The sequence below is a fragment of the Kordiimonas laminariae genome (assembly GCF_023008165.1).
GTDB classification, from domain to species: Bacteria; Pseudomonadota; Alphaproteobacteria; order Sphingomonadales; family Kordiimonadaceae; genus Kordiimonas; species Kordiimonas laminariae.
This window is the reverse complement of sequence record NZ_JAKQZA010000004.1, coordinates 234,332-257,948: the sequence shown is the minus strand read 5'-3', so window position 1 is coordinate 257,948 and position 23,617 is coordinate 234,332. Positions and strand designations below refer to the sequence as shown.

The 23,617-nt window shown below is 48.2% G+C and carries 22 protein-coding genes; 3 read left to right on the top strand and 19 right to left on the bottom strand.

The genetic code is table 11. The annotated features are described in order from the left end of the window. Nucleotides 1–27 precede the first annotated feature (27 nt). The 12 genes from MF542_RS09815 to MF542_RS09760 form a co-directional block, all read right to left on the bottom strand. Nucleotides 28–786: an SDR family NAD(P)-dependent oxidoreductase gene (locus MF542_RS09815; protein WP_247018621.1), complete on the bottom strand. Its 759-nt coding sequence runs from the start codon at nucleotides 784–786 to the stop codon at nucleotides 28–30. Between the two features lie 8 nt (nucleotides 787–794). After that, nucleotides 795–2,498, bottom strand: a complete 1,704-nt coding sequence (locus tag MF542_RS09810; protein ID WP_247018619.1) for a long-chain-fatty-acid--CoA ligase — start codon at nucleotides 2,496–2,498, stop codon at nucleotides 795–797. Nucleotides 2,499–2,531: 33 nt separating this feature from the next. Then, nucleotides 2,532–3,599, bottom strand: coding sequence for a hypothetical protein (locus tag MF542_RS09805; RefSeq protein WP_247018617.1), 1,068 nt, complete (start codon nucleotides 3,597–3,599; stop codon nucleotides 2,532–2,534). 85 nt (nucleotides 3,600–3,684) lie between these two features. Further along, nucleotides 3,685–4,659, bottom strand: coding sequence for an NADPH:quinone oxidoreductase family protein (locus MF542_RS09800; RefSeq protein WP_247018615.1), 975 nt, complete (start codon nucleotides 4,657–4,659; stop codon nucleotides 3,685–3,687). Between the two features lie 61 nt (nucleotides 4,660–4,720). After that, entirely contained in the window at nucleotides 4,721–5,902 is a 1,182-nt protein-coding gene (locus MF542_RS09795) for an acetyl-CoA C-acyltransferase (RefSeq protein WP_247018612.1), read from the bottom strand. A gap of 11 nt (nucleotides 5,903–5,913) precedes the next feature. Continuing rightward, the gene (locus tag MF542_RS09790; protein ID WP_247018610.1) at nucleotides 5,914–6,834 is read right to left on the bottom strand and encodes an SDR family NAD(P)-dependent oxidoreductase; all 921 of its coding nucleotides are present in this window, start codon (nucleotides 6,832–6,834) and stop codon (nucleotides 5,914–5,916) included. Between the two features lie 30 nt (nucleotides 6,835–6,864). Continuing rightward, nucleotides 6,865–7,323: a MaoC family dehydratase gene (locus MF542_RS09785; RefSeq protein ID WP_247018608.1), complete on the bottom strand. Its 459-nt coding sequence runs from the start codon at nucleotides 7,321–7,323 to the stop codon at nucleotides 6,865–6,867. 105 nt (nucleotides 7,324–7,428) lie between these two features. Beyond that, the gene (locus tag MF542_RS09780; protein WP_247018606.1) at nucleotides 7,429–8,217 is read right to left on the bottom strand and encodes an SDR family oxidoreductase; all 789 of its coding nucleotides are present in this window, start codon (nucleotides 8,215–8,217) and stop codon (nucleotides 7,429–7,431) included. A gap of 8 nt (nucleotides 8,218–8,225) precedes the next feature. Beyond that, the gene (locus MF542_RS09775; RefSeq protein WP_247018605.1) at nucleotides 8,226–9,458 is read right to left on the bottom strand and encodes an acyl-CoA dehydrogenase family protein; all 1,233 of its coding nucleotides are present in this window, start codon (nucleotides 9,456–9,458) and stop codon (nucleotides 8,226–8,228) included. 2 nt (nucleotides 9,459–9,460) lie between these two features. Beyond that, entirely contained in the window at nucleotides 9,461–11,197 is a 1,737-nt protein-coding gene (locus tag MF542_RS09770; protein ID WP_247018603.1) for a class I adenylate-forming enzyme family protein, read from the bottom strand. An 11-nt stretch (nucleotides 11,198–11,208) separates the two neighbouring features. Further along, nucleotides 11,209–12,345 carry an acyl-CoA dehydrogenase family protein gene (locus MF542_RS09765; RefSeq protein ID WP_247018601.1) on the bottom strand — a complete coding sequence of 379 codons (1,137 nt, stop codon included), beginning with the start codon at nucleotides 12,343–12,345 and terminating at the stop codon, nucleotides 11,209–11,211. A gap of 15 nt (nucleotides 12,346–12,360) precedes the next feature. Next, nucleotides 12,361–13,542 (bottom strand): acyl-CoA dehydrogenase family protein, encoded by a 1,182-nt coding sequence (locus MF542_RS09760; protein ID WP_247018599.1) that lies wholly within the window; start codon nucleotides 13,540–13,542, stop codon nucleotides 12,361–12,363. 279 nt (nucleotides 13,543–13,821) lie between these two features. Between MF542_RS09760 and MF542_RS09755 the strand changes: the two genes are divergently transcribed. The 3 genes from MF542_RS09755 (at nucleotide 13,822) to MF542_RS09745 (ending at nucleotide 17,006) form a co-directional block, all read left to right on the top strand. Further along, nucleotides 13,822–15,228, top strand: a complete 1,407-nt coding sequence (locus MF542_RS09755; protein ID WP_247018597.1) for an MATE family efflux transporter — start codon at nucleotides 13,822–13,824, stop codon at nucleotides 15,226–15,228. A 93-nt stretch (nucleotides 15,229–15,321) separates the two neighbouring features. Next, nucleotides 15,322–16,101 (top strand): class II aldolase/adducin family protein, encoded by a 780-nt coding sequence (locus MF542_RS09750; protein ID WP_247018595.1) that lies wholly within the window; start codon nucleotides 15,322–15,324, stop codon nucleotides 16,099–16,101. A gap of 20 nt (nucleotides 16,102–16,121) precedes the next feature. Then, nucleotides 16,122–17,006 (top strand): acyl-CoA thioesterase, encoded by an 885-nt coding sequence (locus MF542_RS09745; RefSeq protein ID WP_247018593.1) that lies wholly within the window; start codon nucleotides 16,122–16,124, stop codon nucleotides 17,004–17,006. Nucleotides 17,007–17,082: 76 nt separating this feature from the next. Here the strand turns inward: MF542_RS09745 and MF542_RS09740 are convergent, their stop codons facing one another. From MF542_RS09740 to pdxH, 7 genes are all read right to left on the bottom strand, one after another. Then, a complete protein-coding gene (locus MF542_RS09740) occupies nucleotides 17,083–18,153 on the bottom strand; it encodes a phosphotransferase family protein (RefSeq protein WP_247018590.1) in 1,071 nt (356 codons plus the stop codon). A 9-nt stretch (nucleotides 18,154–18,162) separates the two neighbouring features. Beyond that, the gene (locus MF542_RS09735; RefSeq protein WP_247018582.1) at nucleotides 18,163–18,930 is read right to left on the bottom strand and encodes a glucose 1-dehydrogenase; all 768 of its coding nucleotides are present in this window, start codon (nucleotides 18,928–18,930) and stop codon (nucleotides 18,163–18,165) included. 11 nt (nucleotides 18,931–18,941) lie between these two features. Next, on the bottom strand, nucleotides 18,942–19,745 hold the full coding sequence (locus MF542_RS09730) for an SDR family NAD(P)-dependent oxidoreductase (RefSeq protein ID WP_247018580.1): 804 nt from the start codon (nucleotides 19,743–19,745) through the stop codon (nucleotides 18,942–18,944). Nucleotides 19,746–19,766: 21 nt separating this feature from the next. Continuing rightward, nucleotides 19,767–20,213 (bottom strand): acyl-CoA thioesterase, encoded by a 447-nt coding sequence (locus tag MF542_RS09725; protein ID WP_425531249.1) that lies wholly within the window; start codon nucleotides 20,211–20,213, stop codon nucleotides 19,767–19,769. Next, complete coding sequence (locus tag MF542_RS09720; protein ID WP_247018576.1) at nucleotides 20,207–21,358, bottom strand: iron-containing alcohol dehydrogenase; 1,152 nt, start codon at nucleotides 21,356–21,358, stop codon at nucleotides 20,207–20,209. The genes MF542_RS09725 and MF542_RS09720 overlap by 7 nt, the downstream gene beginning before the upstream one ends. Before the next feature lie 9 nt (nucleotides 21,359–21,367). Then, a complete protein-coding gene (locus MF542_RS09715) occupies nucleotides 21,368–22,819 on the bottom strand; it encodes a coniferyl aldehyde dehydrogenase (RefSeq protein WP_247018574.1) in 1,452 nt (483 codons plus the stop codon). A gap of 113 nt (nucleotides 22,820–22,932) precedes the next feature. After that, nucleotides 22,933–23,535, bottom strand: coding sequence for a pyridoxamine 5'-phosphate oxidase (gene pdxH / locus MF542_RS09710; RefSeq protein ID WP_247018572.1), 603 nt, complete (start codon nucleotides 23,533–23,535; stop codon nucleotides 22,933–22,935). Nucleotides 23,536–23,617: the final 82 nt, after the last annotated feature.

Genomic DNA, 23,617 nt, shown 5'->3' with positions numbered 1-23,617 from the left:
CAGATAAAGTCTGACCAAATCAGTATTTTAAAATTGCACCCTGTTTGTGAAGCCACCGTCGACCACCATATTGGTTCTCGTAACCCAGGATGCTTTGCTACTTGAAAGGAATAATACAGCATTCGCCACTTCCTCGCATGTCGCTAATCTGCCTTGCGGATGTCGCGCTGCAACGGCCTTATACATATCGGGCTGAGAACGTTCAACGTTACCCCAGAAACCATCATCCACATGCACAGGGCCTGGTGATACACTATTCACCCGCACACCATGCGGAGCAGCGATTTCACCCAATTGGCTTGCGTATGTAATAAGCCCTGCTTTCACTGTATTATAGGGTGACGGACCTCCGCCAGAGCCTTCAAGGCCAGCAATACTGGCAATGACGGTAATAGCACCACGGGATTGAGCAAGGTGAGGTACAACAGCTTCACAGCCGCGTACCGTTGCCATAAGATCAACATCAAAGGCTGCTTTCCAGCCTTCTTCGCCTGCGTTCGCACCACCACTTACATTAGGTACAAATACATCAAGGCCACCTAGTTCAGCGATAGCAGTGTTAATCCAGCTTACGTAAGCATGTGGGTCCGCGACATCACAGGCGCTACCAAAAACCTGATGGCCCTTGGATTTAAGATCAGATACTCTTGCCGTTACTTCATCCTGATTTCTGGCACAGAAGGCAACAGTGGCGCCTTCGGCTAAGAAACCATCAACGATTGCGGCACCAATACCACGGGTTCCGCCTGTTACCAGAACCCGCTTTCCCTTAAACCCAAGATCCATAAAGTATCCTATTCTGCGGCTGTACCGCGCGCATCATCTCTCAGTTCACGACGAAGAACTTTCCCAATCGGAGATTTAGGAAGTTCATCAATGAACCTGATTGTCTTGGGTCTTTTGTAATTAGTCAAATGTTCTGCGCAGTGTTCATGCACTTCCTCTTCAGAAAGTGACGGATCACCTTTCACAATATAAGCAACCACACGTTCACCAGTTTCATCATCCGGCACCCCAACAACTGCGGCCTCACCAACTTTATCAAAATTGGTCAGAACGTCCTCAACATCCGCTGGATATACGTTAAAGCCGGAGACAATCACCATATCCTTGATACGGTCAACGATGGAAAGATATCCCTCATCATCAATCATACCCACATCACCTGTGCGCAGCCAACCATCTACAATAGTATCTGTCGTGGCTTGTTCGTTATTCAGGTAACCTTTCATGATCTGAGGGCCTTTTACCCAAATCTCACCCGCTTCATTACGGCCGAGCGTTTCCCCAACATCGCTCACAATACGCACTTCAGTACCTGGCACAGGAATACCGCATGTACCGCGCTTTGGTGGTTTATTGAACGGCATGGAAGATACAACACATGTGCCTTCAGTCAGGCCATAACCTTCATAGATAGCGGCCCCTGTCATTTCTTCCCAGGCTTCAGCTGTAGCAGGCTGTAACGGTGCGGCACCAGAGAAACACAGGCGCAGGTTCTTGGGCGGGTTTGATTTAAACCACTCTTCCTGCATCAAACCGATATATAGGGTATTAATCCCTGGCAGGATAGTGATGTTAAATTTCTCGAAAACCGGCTTCAGGTTCGAAAGCGGCCGAGGCGATGGTACAAGCGCTACATGCGTGCCTGAATACATACAGTTCAGCGCACCAACTGCCAAAGCATATACATGATAAAGCGGCAACAACAGCATCATGCAGTCATTCTCATCCTGCTCCGGAGCATCATCTCGTTTTTTAGACTGTGAAATGTTCCCAACCACATTTCTGTGGGTAAGCTCTGCCCCTTTACTGCGCCCTGTAGTACCCCCCGTATATTGGTAAATCGCCACATCATCGAGCGTTAGGTTCCGCATGTAATAGGCCAGATCAGCGCCAGCATCTACGTGCTTAAGCCCCGTTTTAATAACACTCGCCATCGTACCTGCTGCATCACCTTCGAAAGCTGGAACAATCTTCTTCACATAGCGCATAGCAAAACCAAGCAGCGCTTTCTGAACTGGCGGGAAGAAATCAAGCACTGAGAGCTTATAAATGCGTTCCACATTAGTGCCTTCGGTAGATTCTTTAATGCGGTCACCAAATACATCAATTACAAACCAAACCTTCGCACCGCTATCTCTAAGCTGGTGATTGGTTTCATCCGGCGTATAAAGCGGGTTCACGTTCGTGATGGTAAGGCCTGCTTTAAACACACCAAAAGCCAGAACAGGATATGCCAGTGCGTTTGGGGACTGGATCGCCACCACATCACCACGGCGTAAGCCAAGTTCTTCCCGCAGATACGCAGCTACGGCATCAGAATATCTGCCTAGCTCTTTAAAATTCAGTGTTTGATAATGGCCTGTTGGCAAAATACAGCTAAACGATGGCTTTTCACCATGTTCGGCTACCGCATGGTTCACCATATCCCCCATGTGGTTCGCCAGCATATCTGTTTCATCAAACGGTACGTCACTTAAAAATGGTGCACCCATTTTCTTCCCTTCTTCCCAACACGAACGAATAAGCTATTGCGGCGGTGCCTCCATACGCGCCAGAAGCATATCGGGGTTATCGAGGCACGCTGCAAATTCATCAGCTAATCGTTCGCTTTCATTGATCACAATCGTCCAATAGGCCAGTCGATCATCATCGGTCATATCTGTGAAATTGTTCCGATCCGGAATTTTTCCACCCGGCAACGTCTGCACAAATTCGTCAGATGGTGCCAATAGTAAAGTTTGATCCCAGGTTGCGCCCGTTGCACGGCGCTTTTTATGGCTTTTATCAAACCACCCAGGGATAATATGCCCATAAAAGTGTGGGTAGAGAACAATCCCCTCATCCAGCTTCCATGGTATATCAAAATGGTAATCAATTACACCGCCATCACGGTAAACACCTTCCGGAGCCCCTTTGATATTAACAATAGGGTCTGCAACAAAAGGTATGGAACCGCTCGCAAGCAGCACATCGGCAAGAATATCAGGTGTTAGCGTCACATCCTTACGGCGGAAGTCATTCCATGCGTTACTGCACGGCACTCCTTCGCCTGAATGAAAAACCACACGGTCAAAAAACTTCGCCAGATGGGCACGATCCACAGCATTAGCACCCGCAGATGCAAGAATGGCAGCGCCTTCCTTGAATTTGGAACTATCGCTGCGCATGCCCCGTGACCGCACGGTCACAATATTCAAATTACGCTTCGCATTCGCCGTAATCTTTTCAGCCTCACCGCCTTCGAAAAGGCGGTCAAGAAACTCGTAAGAACTCCGAGTAAGCGCTTCAGGCGTTTTGGCATGCTCTGATCGAAATTCGAAATACTGGGATATGAATTTTTCAATAAAAGGGCCTGCATCGGGATGCGCTGCATTCGTCATTCGCCATGCGCCAATGCTGGAGCCAACTAGATCAATTGTGTGATCAGAACCTGCGAGCCATTTCCCGAACAGAAACTTATCAAGCCCGAGAAGCACAAGCCACTTTGGCCCACCTGAAGCCCCCACAACCATACGCACCAATTCTGGTGTCAGGCCGTGTTCTTCAATGCGTTTTTTTGCAGTATTTCCTGCAATAAGGCGAAGGGCGTTCATATGCTTCCCACTATCGTTGAAAAAACAAAATATCCGCCCTTCGGCAAATTTCAAGACCAATGAGTCCAGAAATTGAAATTAATTTTTATGGCGTCAGGATAACCTTACCCTTAGCCCTGCGTTCCGTAAGGCAAGCGTATGCCTTTTCCACCTCTTCAAGCGGGAAGACATCATTTACAGAAGCGCGTACTTTACCGCTTGCCACCATGCCTAATATCTCAGTCATGTTCTGGATTTGGTCAGAAGGATTCGCGCGCGCCCACGCACCCCAGAATACGCCCACAAGCGAAGCCTGCTTCAGGAGGCATAAATTCAGTGGCACTTTCGGAATATCACCCGCGGCAAAACCAATCACCAAATGGCGACCATTTGGCGCCATTGATCGGAAAGCTGTCTCAGTATAATCACCACCAACGGGATCATAAATTACATCAACACCTTTACCTTCTGTAATTTCTTTAATACGGTCACGAAGGTCTTCTGTTGAATAGTTGATCAACTCATCAGCCCCAGATGCTTTACAAAACTGAAGCTTTTCATCAGTACTAGCTGCTGCAATTACCTTTGCGCCCATGGCTTTTGCAAGCTCAACAGTCGCGATGCCAACACCGCCCGCTGCGCCAAGTACAAGAACAGTCTCACCTTCTTGAAGCTGGGCACGCTGTTTGAGCGCATGATAACTGGTGCCGTATGTAAGCGTAATACCAGCCGCCATTTCAAAAGAAAGCCCGTCAGGCATTGGAATGGCCGTAATTGCAGGTACCATTACTTTTTCAGCAAAAGCCCCTGTTTGGCACATAAAGATAACTTTATCGCCTTCCTTAAGGTGCGAAACACCTTCACCAATGGCAGATACAACGCCTGCGCCTTCACCGCCTGGTGTAAACGGCATTTCCGGACGGTGCTGATATTTACCCTGAATAATCAGCGTATCTGGGAAATTAAGGCCAGCAGCCTTTACATCAACAACCACATGGCCCGGCGCTGGTGCCGGATCAGCCACATCTTTAATTACCAGCTTATCAGCAAGCCCAAGTTCCTCACAAAGAACAGCTTTCATGCCCTAAATCCCTTCAAAAAATACAAGAAGGGCGACAACAGCCGCCCTTCCCCATAAAAACTTATGCTACCTCAAAGAGGCCAGCAGCGCCCATACCGCCGCCTACACACATTGTGCAGACAACATATTTTGCACCACGACGCTTACCTTCGATCAGCGCATGACCAACCATGCGTGCACCAGACATACCGTATGGGTGACCGATGGAAATTGCACCACCATTTACGTTGAGTAGCTCATTAGGAATACCAAGTTTATCACGGCAGTAAAGAACCTGTACAGCAAATGCTTCGTTCAATTCCCAAAGGCCGATATCATCCATAGATAGACCGTGGTTTTTAAGCAGCTTTGGAATAGCATAAACCGGTCCAATACCCATCTCGTCAGGCTCAAGACCCGCTACAGCGATACCGCGGTAGAAGCCAAGAGCATCAAGGCCTTTTTTCTCTGCTGTTTTCGCGTCCATCACAACAGCAGCTGATGAACCATCAGAAAGCTGGCTTGCGTTACCAGCCGTGATAGTACCACCTTCAATCACAGTTTTCAGGCCAGAAAGTCCTTCGATTGTTGTTTCCGGGCGATTACCTTCATCTTTTTCAAGGGTAACATCATGGAATGTCATTTCCTTGGTTTCTTTATTCACAACGGCCATTTTCGAAGAAATCGGTACGATTTCATCATCAAACTTACCAGCTTGCTGCGCTGCATGTGTTCGCTGCTGTGATTGAAGACCATATTCATCCATTGCTTCACGGCTAATACCGTAACGCTCTGCCACCACTTCAGCTGTTTGAAGCATTGGCATGTGCATATGTGGATGCATTGCTGTAAGACTTGGATCAACAGCCTGGAAACGGTTCATATGCTCATTTTGCACCACAGAAATGCTGTCAAGGCCACCACCAACAGCAACATCCATACCATCATACATCACCTGCTTTGCAGCCGTTGCGATCGCCATCATGCCTGATGAACATTGACGGTCGAGTGTCATACCGGAAACTGTTGTCGGTAGGCCTGCACGCATTGCAGCCAAACGGCCAATATTTGAGCCAGATGAGCCTTGTGTGAGCGCACAGCCCATGATCACATCTTCAACTTCACCACCATCAATACCAGCACGCTTAACTGCATGCTCAATGGCATGGGCGCCAAGTGTTGGCGCAAGAGTGGCATTTAGTGAACCACGGTAAGCACGGCCAATTGGGGTACGTGCGGTTGATACAATTACTGCTTCACGCATCTGAGGTCTCCTTAACTGATTTTCACGCCAAGGGCCTGAGCCGCTTTGCCGATAAATTTCATGGATTGCTGGCCACCCTGGATAAGTTCCTGTTGGCCTTCTGGATTATTGATATCGCCCATCGCAGCACGCACATTCTCTGGTGTCTGCTCTTCTGGTTTCAGGTAAACACCGTCTGTTTCATAGATAACAGCTTTTGCATAACCACCTGAACCAGCACAAAGAATCGTACGGTTTGGCGCTTCATCATCACAAAGCGTGAGAAGACCCGCAGTTACAGATTCTGGTGTAGATAAATCAAGCGCAGCCTGCGGCAGAAGGCCTTCTGTCATCCTGGTTGCCGCCATTGGCGCTAAGCTATTTACATGAATGTTATACTTCTGTCCTTCTAAGCACAGAGTATTCATGAAACCAACAAGACCAAGTTTTGCAGCACCATAGTTTGACTGACCGAAGTTACCGTACAGACCAGATGAAGAGGTCGTCATCACAATACGGCCATAACCCTGCTCGCGCATGATTTCCCAAACCGCTTTGGTACAGGTTACAGAACCCATCACATGCACTTGCATAACGAAATTGAAATCATCCAGCGTCATTTTCGCAAACGTTTTGTCGCGCAATACGCCAGCGTTATTTACGAGAATGTCAATGCGGCCCCATTTATCCATAGTTTTCTGAACCATGTCTGCCACTTGCGCTTCATCACACACGTTTGCGCCGTGTGCGATCGCTTCACCGCCCGCATCGATAATTTCCTGCACAACAGCTTCAGCTGCAGCGGAAGAGCCACCTTCGCCAGTTACATCGCCACCAAGATCATTCACCACAACCTTGGCACCGCGTGCAGCCAGCGCAAGAGCATGTGAACGACCAAGGCCACCACCAGCACCAGTTACAATCGCAACCCGATCATCAAAACGAATACTCATTAAATCTCTCCAACCAATCGGTATAAATTCTTAGACAAAAACCATGGTCAACCACTCAGCGATAAGCGCTGGATGCTGTTCACCATTAATTTCTACTGTCACTTCATTTTTCAGCAGCAGGCGGTTACCCGGCTTTTCTGTTATTTCAACAAGCTTCACACGAGCACGGATTTCGCTATCTACTTTCACAGGTGAAAGGAAGCGTACTTTTTCCGTGCCGTAGTTCACGCCCATTTTTGTCCCTTCAATGCTAAGCATTGAACTTGTCGCAAGGTGTGCAAGCATGGAAAGTGTTAGAAATCCGTGTGCGATTGTGGTGCCAAACGGTGTTTGGGCCGCCGCTTCCGGATCAACATGAATGAATTGGTGATCCAGTGTCACATCAGCGAACTTATTAATGCGGTCCTGATCAATCAGGAACCAATCTGACACACCGGTTTCCTTGCCGATGTAATCTTTAAGCTCTTCTTTTGAAACAGTTTTACTCATTATTCCCTCCAAATCCCCAGATTCGAGTATAGATTCAAGAAACTTCTATAAGCCATTGTTACGAATCGTTTAATTAAAACGAATCAAATTGATTCGATCGATTCGCTACGGTAATGCAGACATGCCTCCGTCAAGAGGAATGATCCCACCAGTGATATAACTGCCCGCTCGTGAGGTAAGCATCAGAAGAACACCTGCAATATCTTCACCTGTACCAACTCTTCTAAGCGGCACAACAGATTCCATTGCTTTCCTGCGCTTCTCATCCTCTGTGATATGGGCCATCATCCGGCTCGGGAAAGGTCCCGGCGCGATTGCGTTCACCGTTATGTGGTCTACAGCCAGCTCGTGAGACAAAATCTTGGTAATATGGTGTACAGCCGCTTTACTTGCACCGTAGCTATAAGCCATGTTTGAAACCGTACGTGTCCCTGCAACAGAACCCAGGTTAATAACCCGCGCAGGATCATCTGCTTTACCAGCTTTTTTCAGCATCGGATGCAATAAGCGCGTAAGATCAGCAACCGCCGTTACATTAAGCCTTAATACATCATCCCATTTCTGGCGTGGGAACTCCTCAAACGGAGCGCCCCATGTCATACCTGAATTATTCAGCAGGATATGCAGTTCTGGTTCCACACTCTTCAGGTGGTTTGCCAGTTCTTCTGTCCCCTCACCTGTTGAAAGATCAGCGGAGAGCGCAATCACACGCCCCGGACCAATTGCATTCAGTTCATCAGCAATCGCCAAGCAGCTATCAAGGCGGCGAGAAGCGATATAAACCTTACAGCCTGCTCTTACGAGCGCCTCAGTTGCCATCGCTCCGATACCTGAGCCGCCCCCTGTTACGAGAGCGACTTTACCTTCAATATTATAAAGTTTGGAAATATCCATCGGCAGGCTTACACGCTGTTCGAACGGTATTTCTTCAACTCAGTACGCGCAATCACCATCCGGTGCACGGCATCTGGCCCGTCCGCGAAACGAAGCGTACGCTGGCCGTGCCACATAGATGCAAGCGGGAAATCCTGGCTAATACCGCGGCCGCCATGCATTTGCATCGCCTCGTCGATCACTTCGAGCGCCATGCGAGGTGCCTGCACCTTGATCTGCGAGATATAAGGCTGTGCAGCCTGCGTGCCGATTGTATCCATCATATAAGCAGCCTTCAGGCATAGCAGACGGGTCATCTCAATGCTGATACGTGCTTCCGCGATGATATCATAGTTAGCGCCAAGTTTCGCAAGCGGGCGACCAAACGCTTCACGTGTTGTTGCGCGCTTACAGAGTAGATCAAGCGCACGCTCAGCAGCACCAATAGAACGCATACAGTGGTGAATACGGCCTGGGCCCAAGCGGCCTTGGGATACTTCAAAACCACGACCTTCACCAAGAACGAGGTTTTCTTTTGGTACTTTCACATCAGTGAAACGAATGTGCATATGCCCGTGCGGTGCATCATCATGACCAAACACCATCATTGGACGCAGGATTTCAATACCCGGCGTACCAGCCTCCACAAAGATCATGCTATGGCGGTTCTTACGAGGTGTATCTTCATCACCCGTTTTCACCATTACAACATAAACTGCACAGCGTGGGTCGCCAGCGCCAGAAGCCCAATATTTCTCGCCATTAAGCACATAGTGATCACCATCAAGCTTTGCACTCATTTCAAGATTTGTAGCGTCTGAAGATGCTACATCAGGCTCTGTCATCAGGTAAGCAGAACGAATTTTACCTTCAAGAAGCGGCTTCAGCCATTTTTCTTTATGCTCATCGGTGCCGTACCGCTCAATTACTTCCATGTTACCAGTATCTGGCGCGCTACAGTTAAACGCTTCTGCAGCGATATGCGAACGACCCATTTCTTCGGCCAGATAAGCATATTCAACAGTTGTAAGGCCGTAACCTTCTTCTGAATCTGTCAGCCAGAAGTTCCAAAGACCGTCTTTTTTCGCTTGTGCCTTCAGTGTTTCAAGGATTTCCGTCATCCGCGGAGTGAATTCCCAGCGGCTGCCGCCTTTGCCAATTTCGTGATGATATTCATCTTCAACAGGCACTACATGTGTTTCGATAAAGTTACGGACCTTATCGCGCAGCTCAGTTGCGCGTGGAGAAAGACCTAAATTCATACTTAATTCCCCTCTTGTTCAGTTTGCCACATTTCCTGGTAATGGGCTTTCACTGCTTTTCTATCAATTTTACCGGAAGCGATAAGCGGCATTGGCTCTTCTCTGATCCATACTTTTTCAGGAATCTTAAAGGCCGCAAGGTGCGCTTTCGCTTCGTTCAGAATTTCTGCCGCGTTCACACCTGCTTCCCCAGGCACAATCGCAGCCCCCACAATTTCACCCAAGTGCGGACAAGGAAGCGAAAAGACCATTACGTCTTCCACTTTTGCATGTGCATGCAACACACCTTCCACTTCAAGGGAGCTAATATTTTCACCACCACGGATGATGATATCTTTCATACGGTCAACGATAAAAATATATCCTTCATCGTCGATGTAACCAACGTCACCTGTATGCATCCAACCGTCTTTGAATGCACGGTCTGTGGCTTCCTGGTTATTCCAATAACCTTTCACGTTGGTAACGGATTTGATGCAAATTTCACCACGCTCATAATTAGCGAGCGGTGCACCGTCCGCGCCAGCGATTTTCACGCTTACCATCGGAGGTGTTGCTTTACCCACACTATTTGGGCGTTCCACATATTCTTCACCAGAAAGAAGCGCACCAAGCGAACCTGTTTCTGTAAGGCCGTACCCAATCCCAGGGCTACTTTCCTTAAAAGCTTCTTTGATAAGTTTTACATGCTCTGGTGGGCGTGCGGCACCACCGCCACCGATATCAACAAGCGTAGACAAATCGTAATTTTTACGAAGCGGGGACGCCGCCATATCATACGACATAGTCGGCACACCCGTAAATGAAGTCACACCCTCAGCATCAATCATCTGGAACGCCATTTCCACATCCCACTTGTGCATCAACACAAGCTTACGGCCCGCAATAGCGGAAACCATAAGAACTGGCATAAGCCCCGTTACATGGAAAAACGGTACAGCAACCAGCATAATAGGCTGAAAATCAGGATCAGGGTTCGTACGGCCAAGCATTTTGAGCGAAAGCGCCACAACAATCCAGTTAAAGAGAACGGCATTCACAGCACGGTGGCTTGAATATGCTCCCTTTGGAAAGCCTGTTGAGCCCGATGTGTAAAGCATCTGGCACGGATCATCAGCTTCCATGGGAATGGAAGGCCATACAAATGGTGATTTTCCTTCAAGAAATGGTTCCATCCGGCGGATATTTGCTGTCTCTTCGATTTCATCCCGTGCAACAAGAACCTGTGTATCAGGATTATCGCTGATGTATGCACCAAGGCGGTTCGCACGTTCACCGTCACAAACAGCAACTTTGGCACCGCAATCATTCATGGCCCACGACATTTCTTCTTCGGTCCACCAAGCGTTCATCAACACGGCAATACCGCCGGAGCCCACAATCGCCATATAAGCGATTGGCCATTCAGGATAGTTACGCATTGCAAGCGCGACACGGTCGCCCTTTTTCACGCCCAGATCATCAACAAGCGCCTGTGATAGCTGCGTAGCGCGCGCCAGTGTTTCCTTAAAGCTAAGACGAGTATCTCCGTAAACGAGAAACTCCTTCTCATCATGAGCCATCAGCATCATGAGTACTTCACGCATCGTTGGCGGCTGGTTTTTAAAAACCGTATGCGTGATACCGTCTATTTCCTGCTCAACAGTTTCAAACGGCATACCCGGCGCACAAAGGCCGCGCATAACGGTATCTATCGGTGTAGCTGGATCAACTTCCGGCAATTCCAGTGCATCAAGCATCTATTTCCCCCTTAATAACCGCTAGTGCGTGCGAAACGGTCTGCGTGGTAATTGAAACCGCCATAAAGTGTCTGCGCAACACGGGCACGTTTGATAAAGAAACCGATATCAAATTCATCTGTCATGCCGATGCCGCCGTGCATTTGAATAGCTTCATTCGTAGCAAGTTCAGCCGTTTTAGAGGCTTTTGCTTTTGCAAGGCTTGCAAACCAACTTACATCGCCGCCCATCTCTGCCATCTGCTGCGCTTTCATGACCGCAGAGCGTGTTACTTCAATTTCACTGAAAAGCTGAGCTGCGCGGTGCTGAAGCCCCTGGAAAGAGCCAATTAGTACACCAAACTGCTTACGCTCCTGAAGATAAGCAACTGTACGGTCTAGGCATTCCTGCGCAATACCAAGCAGTTCAGATGCCAGAATGATATTTGCTTTATCAAGCACTGGTCCCAGTGCTTTCATCGCTGCACCTTCTTCACCAAGAAGGTTTTCGGCAGAAACTTTCACACCCTCAAGCGTAATTTTCGCCCAGTTACGGCTATCTGACATCACTGTACGGTCCGCAATCACACCAGCGGCACGGCGATCAACAAGGAACAGGCTTAAACCGTTCGCACCACCCGCATCACCAGATGTGCGGGCAAGGACGATGATCTGATCAGCCACATGGCCTTCAGGTACAAATGTTTTCATGCCGTTCAGCACATAACCGCCTTCCGCCGATGTAGCTTTTACAGAAGTACGTTCGGGATTGTGTGTGCTTGTTTCATCAACAGCGAGCGTAACAATTGTCTCCCCAGCGGCGATTGCAGGCAACAACGTAGATTTCTGCGTATCATTTCCTGCTGCTTTAATAAGAGATGCACCAACGATAGAGCTGGCAAAATACGGTGATGCGGAAAGCGTTCTTCCCATTGCTTCCGCAACAATGCCTGCCCCCATCACGCCAAAACCTGTGCCGCCGTGGTCTTCATCAATAAGAAGGCCCGCAAACCCCATTTCTGACATTTCGGTCCAAAGCTGTTTCGAATAGCCTGTCTCGTCTTTATCATCACGAAGCTGACGCAGCTGGGAAATTGGTGCTTTTTCGTTAAAGAAGCCTTCTGCAGATTCTTTCAGCAGTTGCTGCTCTTCATTCAAAATCATAGCCATTGGTCAAACTCCCCCTTACGCCGGCAAATCTAGAATGCGTTTTGCAATGATATTCAGCTGTACCTCTGTGGTACCGCCTTCAATTGAGTTGGCCTTCGTACGTAGCCAGCTTCTTGCAATTTCGCCATTGTTTGAGAATTGACCTTCCCATTCGAAGGCATCAGAGCCGTTTACTTTCACGATAAGTTCATGACGGGCTTTATTAATTTCTGTACCGTAGCCTTTAAGCATGGAAGAAAAGGCCCCCATATCACCGCCAGCTTTGGCTTCATCCTTCGCGCGCTCCATAGTGAACACAAAAGAAGCAGCGTCAATTTCATGCTCTGCGATCTGGTGGTGAAGCATTTTGTCTTCCAACTCACCATCAACTGTACCTAATTTTTCAACTGCAAGGCTGTTGAGCGGCGCTGGCATACCCATATCGCTGATACCGGTGCGCTCGTGAGTGAGAAGATATTTGGCGATCGTCCAGCCCTTGTTTTCTTCACCAACAAGGTTCGTTTTAGATACAGTTACATTATCAAAGAATGTTTCGCAGAATGGTGAGTAACCGGAGATCAACTGAATTGGTTTTGTGGAAACGCCTTCACTTTCCATATCGAAAAGTACAAAGCTGATACCATTATGCTTGTCATCAGGGTTGGTACGTACAAGACAGAAAATCCAATCCGCCTGATCCGCGTATGATGTCCATACTTTTTGACCATTTACGATATAATGGTCGCCTTTATCCTCAGCCTTTGTCGCCAATGACGCCAAGTCAGACCCGGCGTTTGGTTCAGAATACCCCTGACACCAGCGAATTTCACCGCGTGCGATTTTTGGAAGATGCTCAAGCTTTTGCTCATGTGTTCCGAATTTAAGCAGCGCAGGGCCAAGCATCCAGATACCGAAAGAAACAAGCGCTGGTTTCGCTTTAATACGGCGCAGTTCTTCCTGAAGGATTTTCGCTTCATCCTTTGAAAGGCCACCGCCACCATATTCGGTAGGCCATGTTGGCACTGTCCAACCGCGAGAGCCCATACGTTCAAGCCAAAGCTTCTGATCTTCTGATTTAAACTGGAATTTACGCCCACCCCAGCAAATATCGCCTTCGCCGCTTGTGAGGGATTCCCCTACTCCGCTTCGCATGGTTGCCGGGCAATTTTCTTCCAGCCAGGCACGGGTTTCGCTACGAAACGCCTCTAAATCACTCATATTACCCTCCCACTCGCCGATCTTCGGCCAAATTCAATCCGCATATAAGGGGTAAGGCGATTAGGCGTCGCTTCAAGGTTAAAAGACATAATTTTTTGTATTTGACAAAATCCAGCACAGCCCTAGCAAAGCCATAGTGCCGTAAAGGCCGCAGAATAACGCCCTTCCAGATTTTTGAAGAAATTCTGTGACACCCATCACATTCGAACTAAGTCATTTTAAGCTAATGTTCTTTTGAGTATTTTATCGCAGTATATATGTGAAAGTTCATCCAGTTTTATGGATCAATTATCTTACAGGAAAGTCTGGCAACTGGCAGGGCCGAACATCATCAGCAATATCCTGATGGTTTCGATTTCATTCGCACACTTGTGGATTGTTGCACCTCTTGGTTCTGAAGCCAGCGCTGCTGTTGTAACAGGTGGACGCATTCATTTCCTTTTAATGGCTGCAGCTATGGCACTTTCAGTGGCAACAACCGCCGTTGTCGCCCGAGCATGGGGGGCTGAGGATACCAGCGAAGCCTCAGCAGCCACAACCAGCTCGCTCTCTCTTTCTATACTCATTTCTATTATACTCGGCACTGTTACCTATCTATGTGCTGATCAAATGGTCGGGCTTTTCAAACTAGATCCTGCATCCAGTAAAATGGCTGCTGATTACATCCGCCCAACTGCTATCTTGAATATTGTCTTCGCAATCACACTCACAATCGCCACCAGTTTTCGTGCGATTGGAGATGTAATGCGACCTCTTGTTTTCACTGCATATTCCACGATCCTGGGTATTCTCGGGTCCTACGCATTTCTTTACGGCAAGTTTGGGTTACCTGAACTGGGCATTTCAGGCATTCCGTGGGGCACAGGCTTAGGTCAAGGTCTGGTACTTTTGTGGTTTTTCCTTCACTGGCTAACGCGCAGCTATGTGCTGAAGCCAAAACCCAGTGAAGCATTTAATAAAGACCGCCTTAGCCAGCTTATTCAAATCGGCGCCCCCGCTGCGCTAGAGCAAATCCTTATCCAATCAAGCTTCCTCCTCTTTATGATGCTAGTCGCTGGTTACGGCACCGCCGCGTTTGCAGCCTACGGTATCGGCATCACGGTGCTGAGTGTATGCATCGTGGTGGGCCTTGGTTTCGGCACGGCAAGTGCAACGCTATCCGGCCAGCATCTGGGGGCACTTGATCCCGAGGGTGCTATCGCCAACGGCTGGATGACTATGAGGCTCGCCATCATTTGCATGACTATTATGGCGCTTATCACATACGCTCTCAAAACACCTCTGGCCGCTATGCTGTCAATCGACCCAGAAGTACGTGCTCACACAGAATACTTCATCCTGATCCTAGCGATTATACAGCCATTGATGGCGATTGAATTCGCAATCGGTGGAGCGCTTAGGGGCGCGGGTGACACGCGTTATCCCCTGTTCGTAACCTTTGCAGGTATGATTGTCGGGCGTCTGTCCATTGGCTTTGCCGTTGCCTATATGGGGTATAGCGTAGAAATAATGTATGCGGTTATCATCGCTGATTATGCCATCAAGGCACTTCTACTTGTTCTCAGGTTCCGCTCTACCGCATGGCTGGAGGCAGCAGGCAAACACCTTCCCCTTGCCGTTCAATCTGTTGCTGGCGTTGGTCGAGAGCCTGTTAGAGCCTATGCCGTCGAGCACCCAGAAGAATAACCACCTGCTGGACCTTTTTTCAATTCAGCCTACCTTTTTAATGAATGTCATTTATAGTGGCACAGTCTTAGGAATTGGGGACAGGAGGTTATCATGGCAAAACCGGGAATTTTGGAAATTAACTCGGTAAAAGATCAAGTTTCAGCTGAAGAATGGGAAGCACGAGTAAACCTAGCTGCAGCCTACCGTCTTGTGGCGCATTTTGGCTGGGATGATTTGATTTACACCCATATCTCCGCTCGTATCCCTAATACCGATCACCATTTTCTTATTAACCCCCTAGGGCTAATGTTTGATGAAATCACGGCCTCCAGCCTGATTAAGGTGGATCTGAACGGTAATGTGTTGATGGATACACCTCACATTCCGAACGCCGCTGGCTTCGTGATCCATAGTGCAATCCATGAGGCAAGAGATGATGCCAACTGTGTGCTTCATCTGCACACAGACTACGGCGTAGCTGTTTCCAACCAGAAAGAAGGCCTTAAGCTTCTTTGCCAAAGTTCCATTCCTGCGTGGGCCAATGTGGCCTATCATGATTATGAAGGCTTCGCTGTAAATGACGGCGAAAAAGAACGCCTAGTAGCTGATATGGGTGAAAAGAATGCCTTGGTTTTAAGGAACCACGGCACGCTAACTGTTGGTGATAGCGTGGCAAAAGCCTTTGAGCTTATGTATTTCCTTGAGAAAGCCTGTAAAATCCAAATCCTCACTGAAAGCACAGGTCAGGAGCTTTACAGCATGAGCGAAGACGCACTGAACAATGCCTTGCGCGATCTGCTGGTGGTAGCTGGCGCTAACGGTGCCGATAATTTCACATGGCCTGCACTTCTCCGGAAAATGGACCGTCTTGACCCAAGTTTCCGCGATTAATCCCCGAGTTAAGGAATTTTATGTCTAACGTTAAAGCTATTCTTGATGGCTTAGAAATTGAACGTCTCGATAATCTCCTCTTTAGAGGTGATCCAAATGAATGGCCCAATAAGCACGTGTTTGGTGGCCATGTGATTGCGCAGGCGATGGACGCCGCCACACAAACAGTGGACCCTGAGTTCCGTCTGCATTCGCTCCATAACTATTTCATCCGTCCGGGTATAGCGGGCCAGCCTATCATCTATGATGTTGACCCAATCAGGGACGGCAGAAGCTTTGTTACACGGCGTGTAAACGCTATCCAGAACGGGCAGGCAATTTTCACACTCGCCGCCTCTTTCCATGTGGGCGAAGTGGGTATGGAACACCAGATTGATCTGAGTGACGTACCGGGCCCTGATGACCTAGAGAGTGACGAAGCTTATTACGAGCGGGTTATGAAAGAGCTTGGTAAATCAAGGCCCAACTCAGCGTTCCTGCCTGTTGAAATGCGCTCTATTGACCGGATGGATATCCTGAAGCCTGAACCAAAAGATCCGGTAACTGGTTTCTGGTTCAAAATGAAAGAACCAATCGGTGATGAGCAACTACTCCACGACCGTTTACTCGCTTATGTTTCTGATTTTGGTTTGATATCAGCCAGTATGCGCCCACACGCTATTATTCCGCGTGATAAGCGCCTTAAAACTGTGGCGAGTCTTGATCATGCTATCTGGTTCCACCGGGAGAATTTCCGCGTAGATGATTGGGTATTCTATAAAACCGAAGGTTACTGGAGCGGCAAAGGCCGAGCCCTCGCCCGCGGTGCGCTATATGCACGTGACGGTCGGCTCCTTGCTTCTACCTCACAGGAAGGCCTATTGCGCCTGACCAACGAGGAAAAAGAAAAGCTTTCAGGCAAATAACGCACAAAAAAAGAGCAGATACAAGAAAGGCGGCACTCATTGAGTACCGCCTTTTTTACTTACGATTAATAGCTGTCTACATACCCGGTTTTTCGATGAGCTGACGAGCATAGTTACCGAGGATATCCACCTGTACACCAAAACCAGCGAAGTTCTTGTTTTTGGTCTGCCCGTGGAAATAACGGTAGTAAATCTGCTGCAAAATCACCGCCAGGCGGAATACACCGTAAACATAGTAATAATTGAAATTGCTGAGATCATAGCCCGTTTCACGAGCATAGATTTCGCAAATTTCAGCGCGTGTCGGCATACCTTCAGCGAAACTTGGCTGCATCGACATGGCTTTCATACCTTCTGGATCATCAGCCTGTGTCCAGTAGGCCAAAGTATTACCAAGATCCATCAATGGGTCACCCAGTGCACTGATTTCCCAATCAAGTACAGCTTTGATTTCAAAAGGGTTTTCTTCACACAGGATCACGTTATCCAAACGGTAATCACCGTGCAGGATAGAATGCCCTACTTCAGCCTTCGGCATATTTTCTTCAAGCCATTTCCGAACGTCAGCAAAATCCTGTACATCATCGGTCATGGCTTTTTCGTAGCGCTTGTTCCAGCCAAGAACCTGTCGCTCAACATAGCCTTCCGGCCGGCCGAAATCACCCAGCCCAATAGCTTTGAAATCAACCTTATGCAGCTCAATAAGCTTATCGAAGAACGAAAGCCCAAGCTTGCGTGTGTCTTCTGTGGTAAAATTCCATTCAGCAGGAATTTTACGCTCGAGCTTACGGCCGGCCACAAGATCCATCACATAAAACTCGGCACCTAACGGGCTGCCTTCAGCCGGCACATGGAAGTGCGTATTTGGAACCGCGCCGTAAACAGGCTTCAGCGCATTCATCACGCTATATTCGCGGATCATACTGTGGCCTGATTTTGGTACTGTACCAAACGGTGGCCGGCGCAATACAAGGCTTCTGTTCGCATAGGCGATTGAATATGTAAGGTTTGACTGACCGCTCGCGAACTGGCGAATTTCAGGTGTACCTTCAAGGCCTTCAATGCGCTCCTTCAGGATGCCATCAATCAATCCAGCATCCAGTTCCTCACCTTCTCGTACAGCAACGGTTTTATTAAGTTCAGACATATCAGTTCCTTATGCTGTTACGCCGCCGTCCATCACTAGTGTAGTGCCTGTTGTAAAGGCTGCTGCATCTGATGCCAGATAAAGCACACCACCCACCATATCATGAGGCTGGCCTGCACGTGGAATTGGGAACTGGTTTGTAAACTTCTGAAGCATTTCATCATTTGATGTGAATACTTCTGTCATCTTCGTTTCAACAAGGCCCGGGCAAATTGCGTTTACGCGGATACCATCATGACCATATTCACGAGCAAACGCCTTCGTCATGTTAATCATGGCGGATTTAGTCATGGAATAAATGCCTTGAAGGTGGCCGGGTGTAATACCGTTGATAGACGCCACATTCACAATTGCGCCTTTACCTGCTTCTTTCATCATCTTCACGGCTTCTGAAGAGAGATAGAATGGGCCCTTAAGGTTCACATCAATGGTTTTATCAAATGCTGCTTCTGGGGTATCAGCAATTGGGCCGTAGAACGGGTTTGTACCGCCACAGTTCACGAGCACATCAAGCTGGCCGTATTCTTCTTTAATCCAGTCAAATACAGCCGCTACATCTTCCATTTTTCCTGCATGCGCCGCTTTTGCTTTTGCATCACCACCATCAGCGCGAATGCTTTCCGCCACCGCATCACAAGCCGCCTGATCACGGGAAGATACAATAACTCGCGCCCCATTTGCCGCAAACGCACGTACAAGCGCTTCGCCGATACCACGAGAAGAACCAGAGACAAAAACCACCTTGCCGGTGAAATCCATTAATTTTGTATAATCCATTATCAATACTCCTAAATCGGCTTACCGGTTGCTTGCATCTGATTACGGCGGAACTTACGCATACCGCCAATCCAGCGGTCATAATCCGCTGCTTTGGCTTGGAAGTATCCTTCCACAGTATCGTGCGGACGGATCATAAAGCGGCCTTCCTGCATCTGCGCATACACACGGTTTGCAAACTCATCTGCTTCCATCACACCGTCGACCGCTGCAGAGCTATCTTCCGCATCTGCCGTCATTTTGGATTTAACGGCCTGCGGGCACAGGCACGCCACGTAGATACCGTCATCACCGTGGGAGATCGCCATACTTTCTGCGAAACCAACGGCTGCATGCTTTGTCGTGGAATAGGATGTATCGCCAATCTGGCTAAGAAGGCCGGCAGCTGAAGCCGTTACAATGAAAGCCCCACTTTTCCGCTCAATCATCTGCGGCAACACAGCGCGGCAAGCAAGAATGTGCGCAAACACGTTCACTTCCCAGATTTTTTGCCACTGTTCATTCGTTTGGGAAATTGTTGTCCAGTCTGGTGCATCAGAAAAGATAATACCCGCATTTGATACATACATATCAATTGGGCCCTGAGCGGCTTCAAAATCATCCACCATGCTTTGCACAGCTTCCTGATCCGTTACATCAAGACGGTACGCTTTGGCCTGTGCGCCAATTTCATCAGCTACACTTGATGCGCCATCATAATCCAGATCAGCTACCGCAACAGCTTTTGCACCTTCAGCAGCGAACTTTTTACACAGAGCCGTACCAATACCGCTCGCGCCGCCTGTTACAACGACAACTTTACCTTTAACGTCCAAACTTCCCTCCCAATCAGTGGTTTACGCCGCTAGGAGGAGTGTCTCCAACAGCGAACGCAGGTCCTTTGGTAATGAAGTGGGGCGACGAGACGATCTGTCCACATAAACATGAACAAAATGTCCTTGCGCTACGGCTTCCTCGCTATTTTCCTTAAAAAGGCCGATCTCATAGCGCACACTGCTATTGCCCAAATGGGATATAGCTACGCCTGCTTTAAGGCCCTCAGGAAACTCAACTGGCGCGAAATATTCACACTTGGTTTCAATCACCAGCCCAATGACTTTACCTTTATGAATATCGAGCACACCAGCTTTGATGAGCATTTCATTCACAGCCGTATCAAAGAAGCTGTAGTAAACAACGTTGTTCACATGGCCGTAAACATCATTATCCATCCAGCGGGTTTGAATATCAGCTACATGAGGATAAGCAGAAAGTGGCCGTTTTATTGTTTTATCACTCACCACGCGGCCTCATAAATTGCGCGGGCATCACTGAGCGTTACCTCACGGGGATTATTCACCAGCAAGCGTGTTTGCTTCATTGCGTCTTCTGCAAGGCCTTCAATAGCGCTTTCAGGAATGCGAACATCTCTTAAGCGCCGTTCAATACCCACCGCCTCTGCGATATCATCAAGCCATTTAATAAATTCGATAGTTTTCTGCATATTGGTGACGCCCGCCAACCCAACTACATCCGCAAGTTCTGCATAAAGATGATCAGCTTTCGGCGTATTGAATTTCAGTACATGCGGTAATACCAGTGAATTTGAAAGCCCGTGCGGAATATGGAATTGCCCACCGAGCGGGTAAGCCAGTGCATGCACTGCCCCTACTGGCGCATTCGCAAAAGAAACACCAGCCATCATAGCACCCGTAAGCATAGCGCGTCTTGCATCCACATTATTGCCGTTTTTACAGGCCTCAACGATATTCCCACCAAGAAGTTGAAGTGCCTCTTTAGCGAGCGCATCAGACATGGGGTTTTTCTTGATAGCTGTTGTGTAAGCTTCAATTGCATGCACCATGGCATCAATGCCCGTAGCCGCAGTTATATGCGCGGGCAAACCACATGTAAGCGTGGCATCAAGCACGGCGAGATCAGCCATAATCCGGCTGCTTACAACACCCATTTTGGTGTTTTCACCTGTCGTGATGATAGAAACAGACGTTACTTCTGAACCTGTCCCCGCGGTTGTTGGGATTTGAATAAGCGGAACTTTACATACTCTAACCTGATCAACGCCATACATCTCGGAAAGCTCTTGCTCACCTTTCACCAGAACAGAGACAAGCTTGGCAACATCCATAGGGCTACCACCACCAAAACCGATTACACCGTCAACACCGAAGGATTTTGCCTTGAGCGCAGCTTTTTTAACCGTTGCTTCAGAAGGATCAGCCTCTACTTCATCAAACACAATCACTGGAATACCAGCGGTTTCAAGCGATTTCACAACGGGTTCAACAAGGCCTAGGTCCACAAGACACTTGTCAGTTACCAGCATAATATTCTCAAGCTCAAAACGAGCTTTCAGGATTTCCCCTAAACGGGAAGCGGCCCCATCCTCAATCAGGACAGAGCCAACACTGTTAAAACCAAACTCAGGCACACATTCCCCCTAGCGTTTCAATTGGCGCTCAATATTTTTGGTAAGTTTGCTCGTATATGGTGGCACCACCCCAAGCAGATTACCAATACTAAGTTTTGGATGCTTGAGCACGGATTTCTGGTGGCTAAATTCAAGGAAACCTTCATAACCGTGATAATGGCCAATACCACTGTTACCTACTCCGCCGAACGGTAGTGTCTCATGGGCACCGTGCCAAAGAACATCATTCACTGTTACACCGCCAGATGTCGTACGTGTAAGCACTTCATGCTCTTCCGCGGCATCCTGCCCGAAATAATAGAGAGCCAGTGGGCGTTCATGATCATTCACATACTCAATCACTTCACTTGTGCTTTCATATGTGCGTACAGGTAAGATCGGGCCAAAAATTTCTTCCTGCATAACCTTCATATTCTCAGAAGGATCGAGGATAAGGGCAGAAGGCAGTTTGTTGGCTTGATTTTGGCCAGCAAAATCCTCGTCTGCTGGATTAATAATGCGTACATCTGCGCCCTTCTCGCGGGCATCTTCAATATAACCTTCAAGACGCTCCCGGTGCCGCTTGCTGATGATAGAGGTATATTGATCATTTGAAAGCATGGCCGGGTACATGCTTTCTACCTTCTTGGTGTAAACATCTACAAATTCATCACGCCGAGCTTTATCAATATTCACATAATCTGGCGCAAGGCAGATCTGGCCCGCATTCATATGCTTCATGGTCGCCACACGCTCCGCCACCATAGAAAGATCAGCACTTTTGCCCACCACAACCGGGCTTTTACCGCCAAGTTCAAGCGTTACAGGCGTAAGGTTCTCGCTAGCTGCTCGCATAATCAGTTTACCCACAGCCGGTGCGCCCGTGAACATCAAGTGGTCAAATGGTTGGCTTGAAAAGGCCTGACTTGTAGGTACTGAACCCGTAATTACCGTTACTTCAGTCTCATCAAAATATTTGGCAACAACTTCCGCGAGGAATTTTGATGTGCGCGGTGTGGCTTCAGACGGCTTGATCATCACCCGGTTACCAGCAGCCAACATCTGCGCAAGCGGCACAAAAACCATCGTAAGCGGGAAGTTCCAAGGGGTGATAAGGCCAACAACGCCTTTTGGCTGCGGCACAACAGCAGCCTTTGCCCCCAACAGGCCAAGCGGAAACTGAAGTGAACGCTTAGAAGGCTTCATCCACCGATCAACATGCTTGATAGCGTCACGGAGTGCGCCAGCGCTCGCCGCTACATCAGCAAACAACGTGGTTTCAGCGGAGCGGTTCCCAAAATCATCAGAAATTAATTTAATGAACTCATCTTTATGATTAAAAAGGCAATCCTGCGCGCGGCGAAGGCGATCTTTCCGAACCGCGGATGAAACTCCCCCTTCAGCAAGATAGGCTGCACGCTGTTTTGCAAGCTTTTCAGCAATTACATCTGCTGAAGTTTCAAGAAACTGAATATCATCCATCGGAACTCCCCTTCCCCTGTTTCCGTATGAGTATATTCACAGGAAATTAGTTCAATCCAGAGGAAAGTCAAAAACATGAAAAAATTCATATTTGATAGAATTACCTAATAATATCAGGGATAAATCTCGCCTTGCTCCCAACCCTTTTCATCATCATTAAGCGTATAGGTTTTGCGTTCATGAAGACGGAACATCTTATCGTTCCAGAATTCAAAATATTTCGGCTTCAACCTAAAGCCTGACCAGAATTCAGGGCGTGGAATATCGCCCGCTCCGAACTTGGCAGTATATTTGGCGATCGCAGCTTCAAATTCGAAACGACCTTCCATCTCGGACGACTGCTTAGACGCCCACGCACCAATACGGCTTGCCCGCGCACGGCTTGCAAAATAAATATCCGCTTCCTCAGGTGTAACGGGCTCAACAGCGCCTTCCACCCTTATTTGCCGTCTCAAGCTTTTCCAGTGGAACAAGAGAGCAGCATTAGGGTTAGCTCTCAATTCCTGCCCCTTGCGGCTTTCAAGGTTAGTATAAAACACAAGGCCATTTTCATCTGCGCCTTTTAGAAGCACCATACGAACACTTGGCATACCCCGTTCGTTCACTGTAGCAAGCGCCATAGCGGTCGGATCATTCAGTTCTTTTTTCTCCGCTTCACTGAGCCATTCAGCAAGCGTTTCAAACGGTTTCCCGAATGCAACCATCTTTTGTGTCATTTATGCTAACTCCTCGTAACCACTCGTTAACATTTAATAGCTTAAAAAAAATGCGCAAGTCGCATGATTTTATTGTATGCGG

What these genes read in the sequence shown, in the direction of transcription:
- MF542_RS09815 (WP_247018621.1), bottom strand. Translation starts at nt 786, where the DNA reads ATGGATCTTGGGTTTAAGGGAAAGCGGGTTCTGGTAACAGGCGGAACC.
- MF542_RS09810 (WP_247018619.1), bottom strand. Translation starts at nt 2,498, where the DNA reads ATGGGTGCACCATTTTTAAGTGACGTACCGTTTGATGAAACAGATATG.
- MF542_RS09805 (WP_247018617.1), bottom strand. Translation starts at nt 3,599, where the DNA reads ATGAACGCCCTTCGCCTTATTGCAGGAAATACTGCAAAAAAACGCATT.
- MF542_RS09800 (WP_247018615.1), bottom strand. Translation starts at nt 4,659, where the DNA reads ATGAAAGCTGTTCTTTGTGAGGAACTTGGGCTTGCTGATAAGCTGGTA.
- MF542_RS09795 (WP_247018612.1), bottom strand. Translation starts at nt 5,902, where the DNA reads ATGCGTGAAGCAGTAATTGTATCAACCGCACGTACCCCAATTGGCCGT.
- MF542_RS09790 (WP_247018610.1), bottom strand. Translation starts at nt 6,834, where the DNA reads ATGAGTATTCGTTTTGATGATCGGGTTGCGATTGTAACTGGTGCTGGT.
- MF542_RS09785 (WP_247018608.1), bottom strand. Translation starts at nt 7,323, where the DNA reads ATGAGTAAAACTGTTTCAAAAGAAGAGCTTAAAGATTACATCGGCAAG.
- MF542_RS09780 (WP_247018606.1), bottom strand. Translation starts at nt 8,217, where the DNA reads ATGGATATTTCCAAACTTTATAATATTGAAGGTAAAGTCGCTCTCGTA.
- MF542_RS09775 (WP_247018605.1), bottom strand. Translation starts at nt 9,458, where the DNA reads ATGAATTTAGGTCTTTCTCCACGCGCAACTGAGCTGCGCGATAAGGTC.
- MF542_RS09770 (WP_247018603.1), bottom strand. Translation starts at nt 11,197, where the DNA reads ATGCTTGATGCACTGGAATTGCCGGAAGTTGATCCAGCTACACCGATA.
- MF542_RS09765 (WP_247018601.1), bottom strand. Translation starts at nt 12,345, where the DNA reads ATGGCTATGATTTTGAATGAAGAGCAGCAACTGCTGAAAGAATCTGCA.
- MF542_RS09760 (WP_247018599.1), bottom strand. Translation starts at nt 13,542, where the DNA reads ATGAGTGATTTAGAGGCGTTTCGTAGCGAAACCCGTGCCTGGCTGGAA.
- MF542_RS09755 (WP_247018597.1), top strand. Translation starts at nt 13,822, where the DNA reads ATGGATCAATTATCTTACAGGAAAGTCTGGCAACTGGCAGGGCCGAAC.
- MF542_RS09750 (WP_247018595.1), top strand. Translation starts at nt 15,322, where the DNA reads ATGGCAAAACCGGGAATTTTGGAAATTAACTCGGTAAAAGATCAAGTT.
- MF542_RS09745 (WP_247018593.1), top strand. Translation starts at nt 16,122, where the DNA reads ATGTCTAACGTTAAAGCTATTCTTGATGGCTTAGAAATTGAACGTCTC.
- MF542_RS09740 (WP_247018590.1), bottom strand. Translation starts at nt 18,153, where the DNA reads ATGTCTGAACTTAATAAAACCGTTGCTGTACGAGAAGGTGAGGAACTG.
- MF542_RS09735 (WP_247018582.1), bottom strand. Translation starts at nt 18,930, where the DNA reads ATGGATTATACAAAATTAATGGATTTCACCGGCAAGGTGGTTTTTGTC.
- MF542_RS09715 (WP_247018574.1), bottom strand. Translation starts at nt 22,819, where the DNA reads ATGGATGATATTCAGTTTCTTGAAACTTCAGCAGATGTAATTGCTGAA.
- pdxH (WP_247018572.1), bottom strand. Translation starts at nt 23,535, where the DNA reads ATGACACAAAAGATGGTTGCATTCGGGAAACCGTTTGAAACGCTTGCT.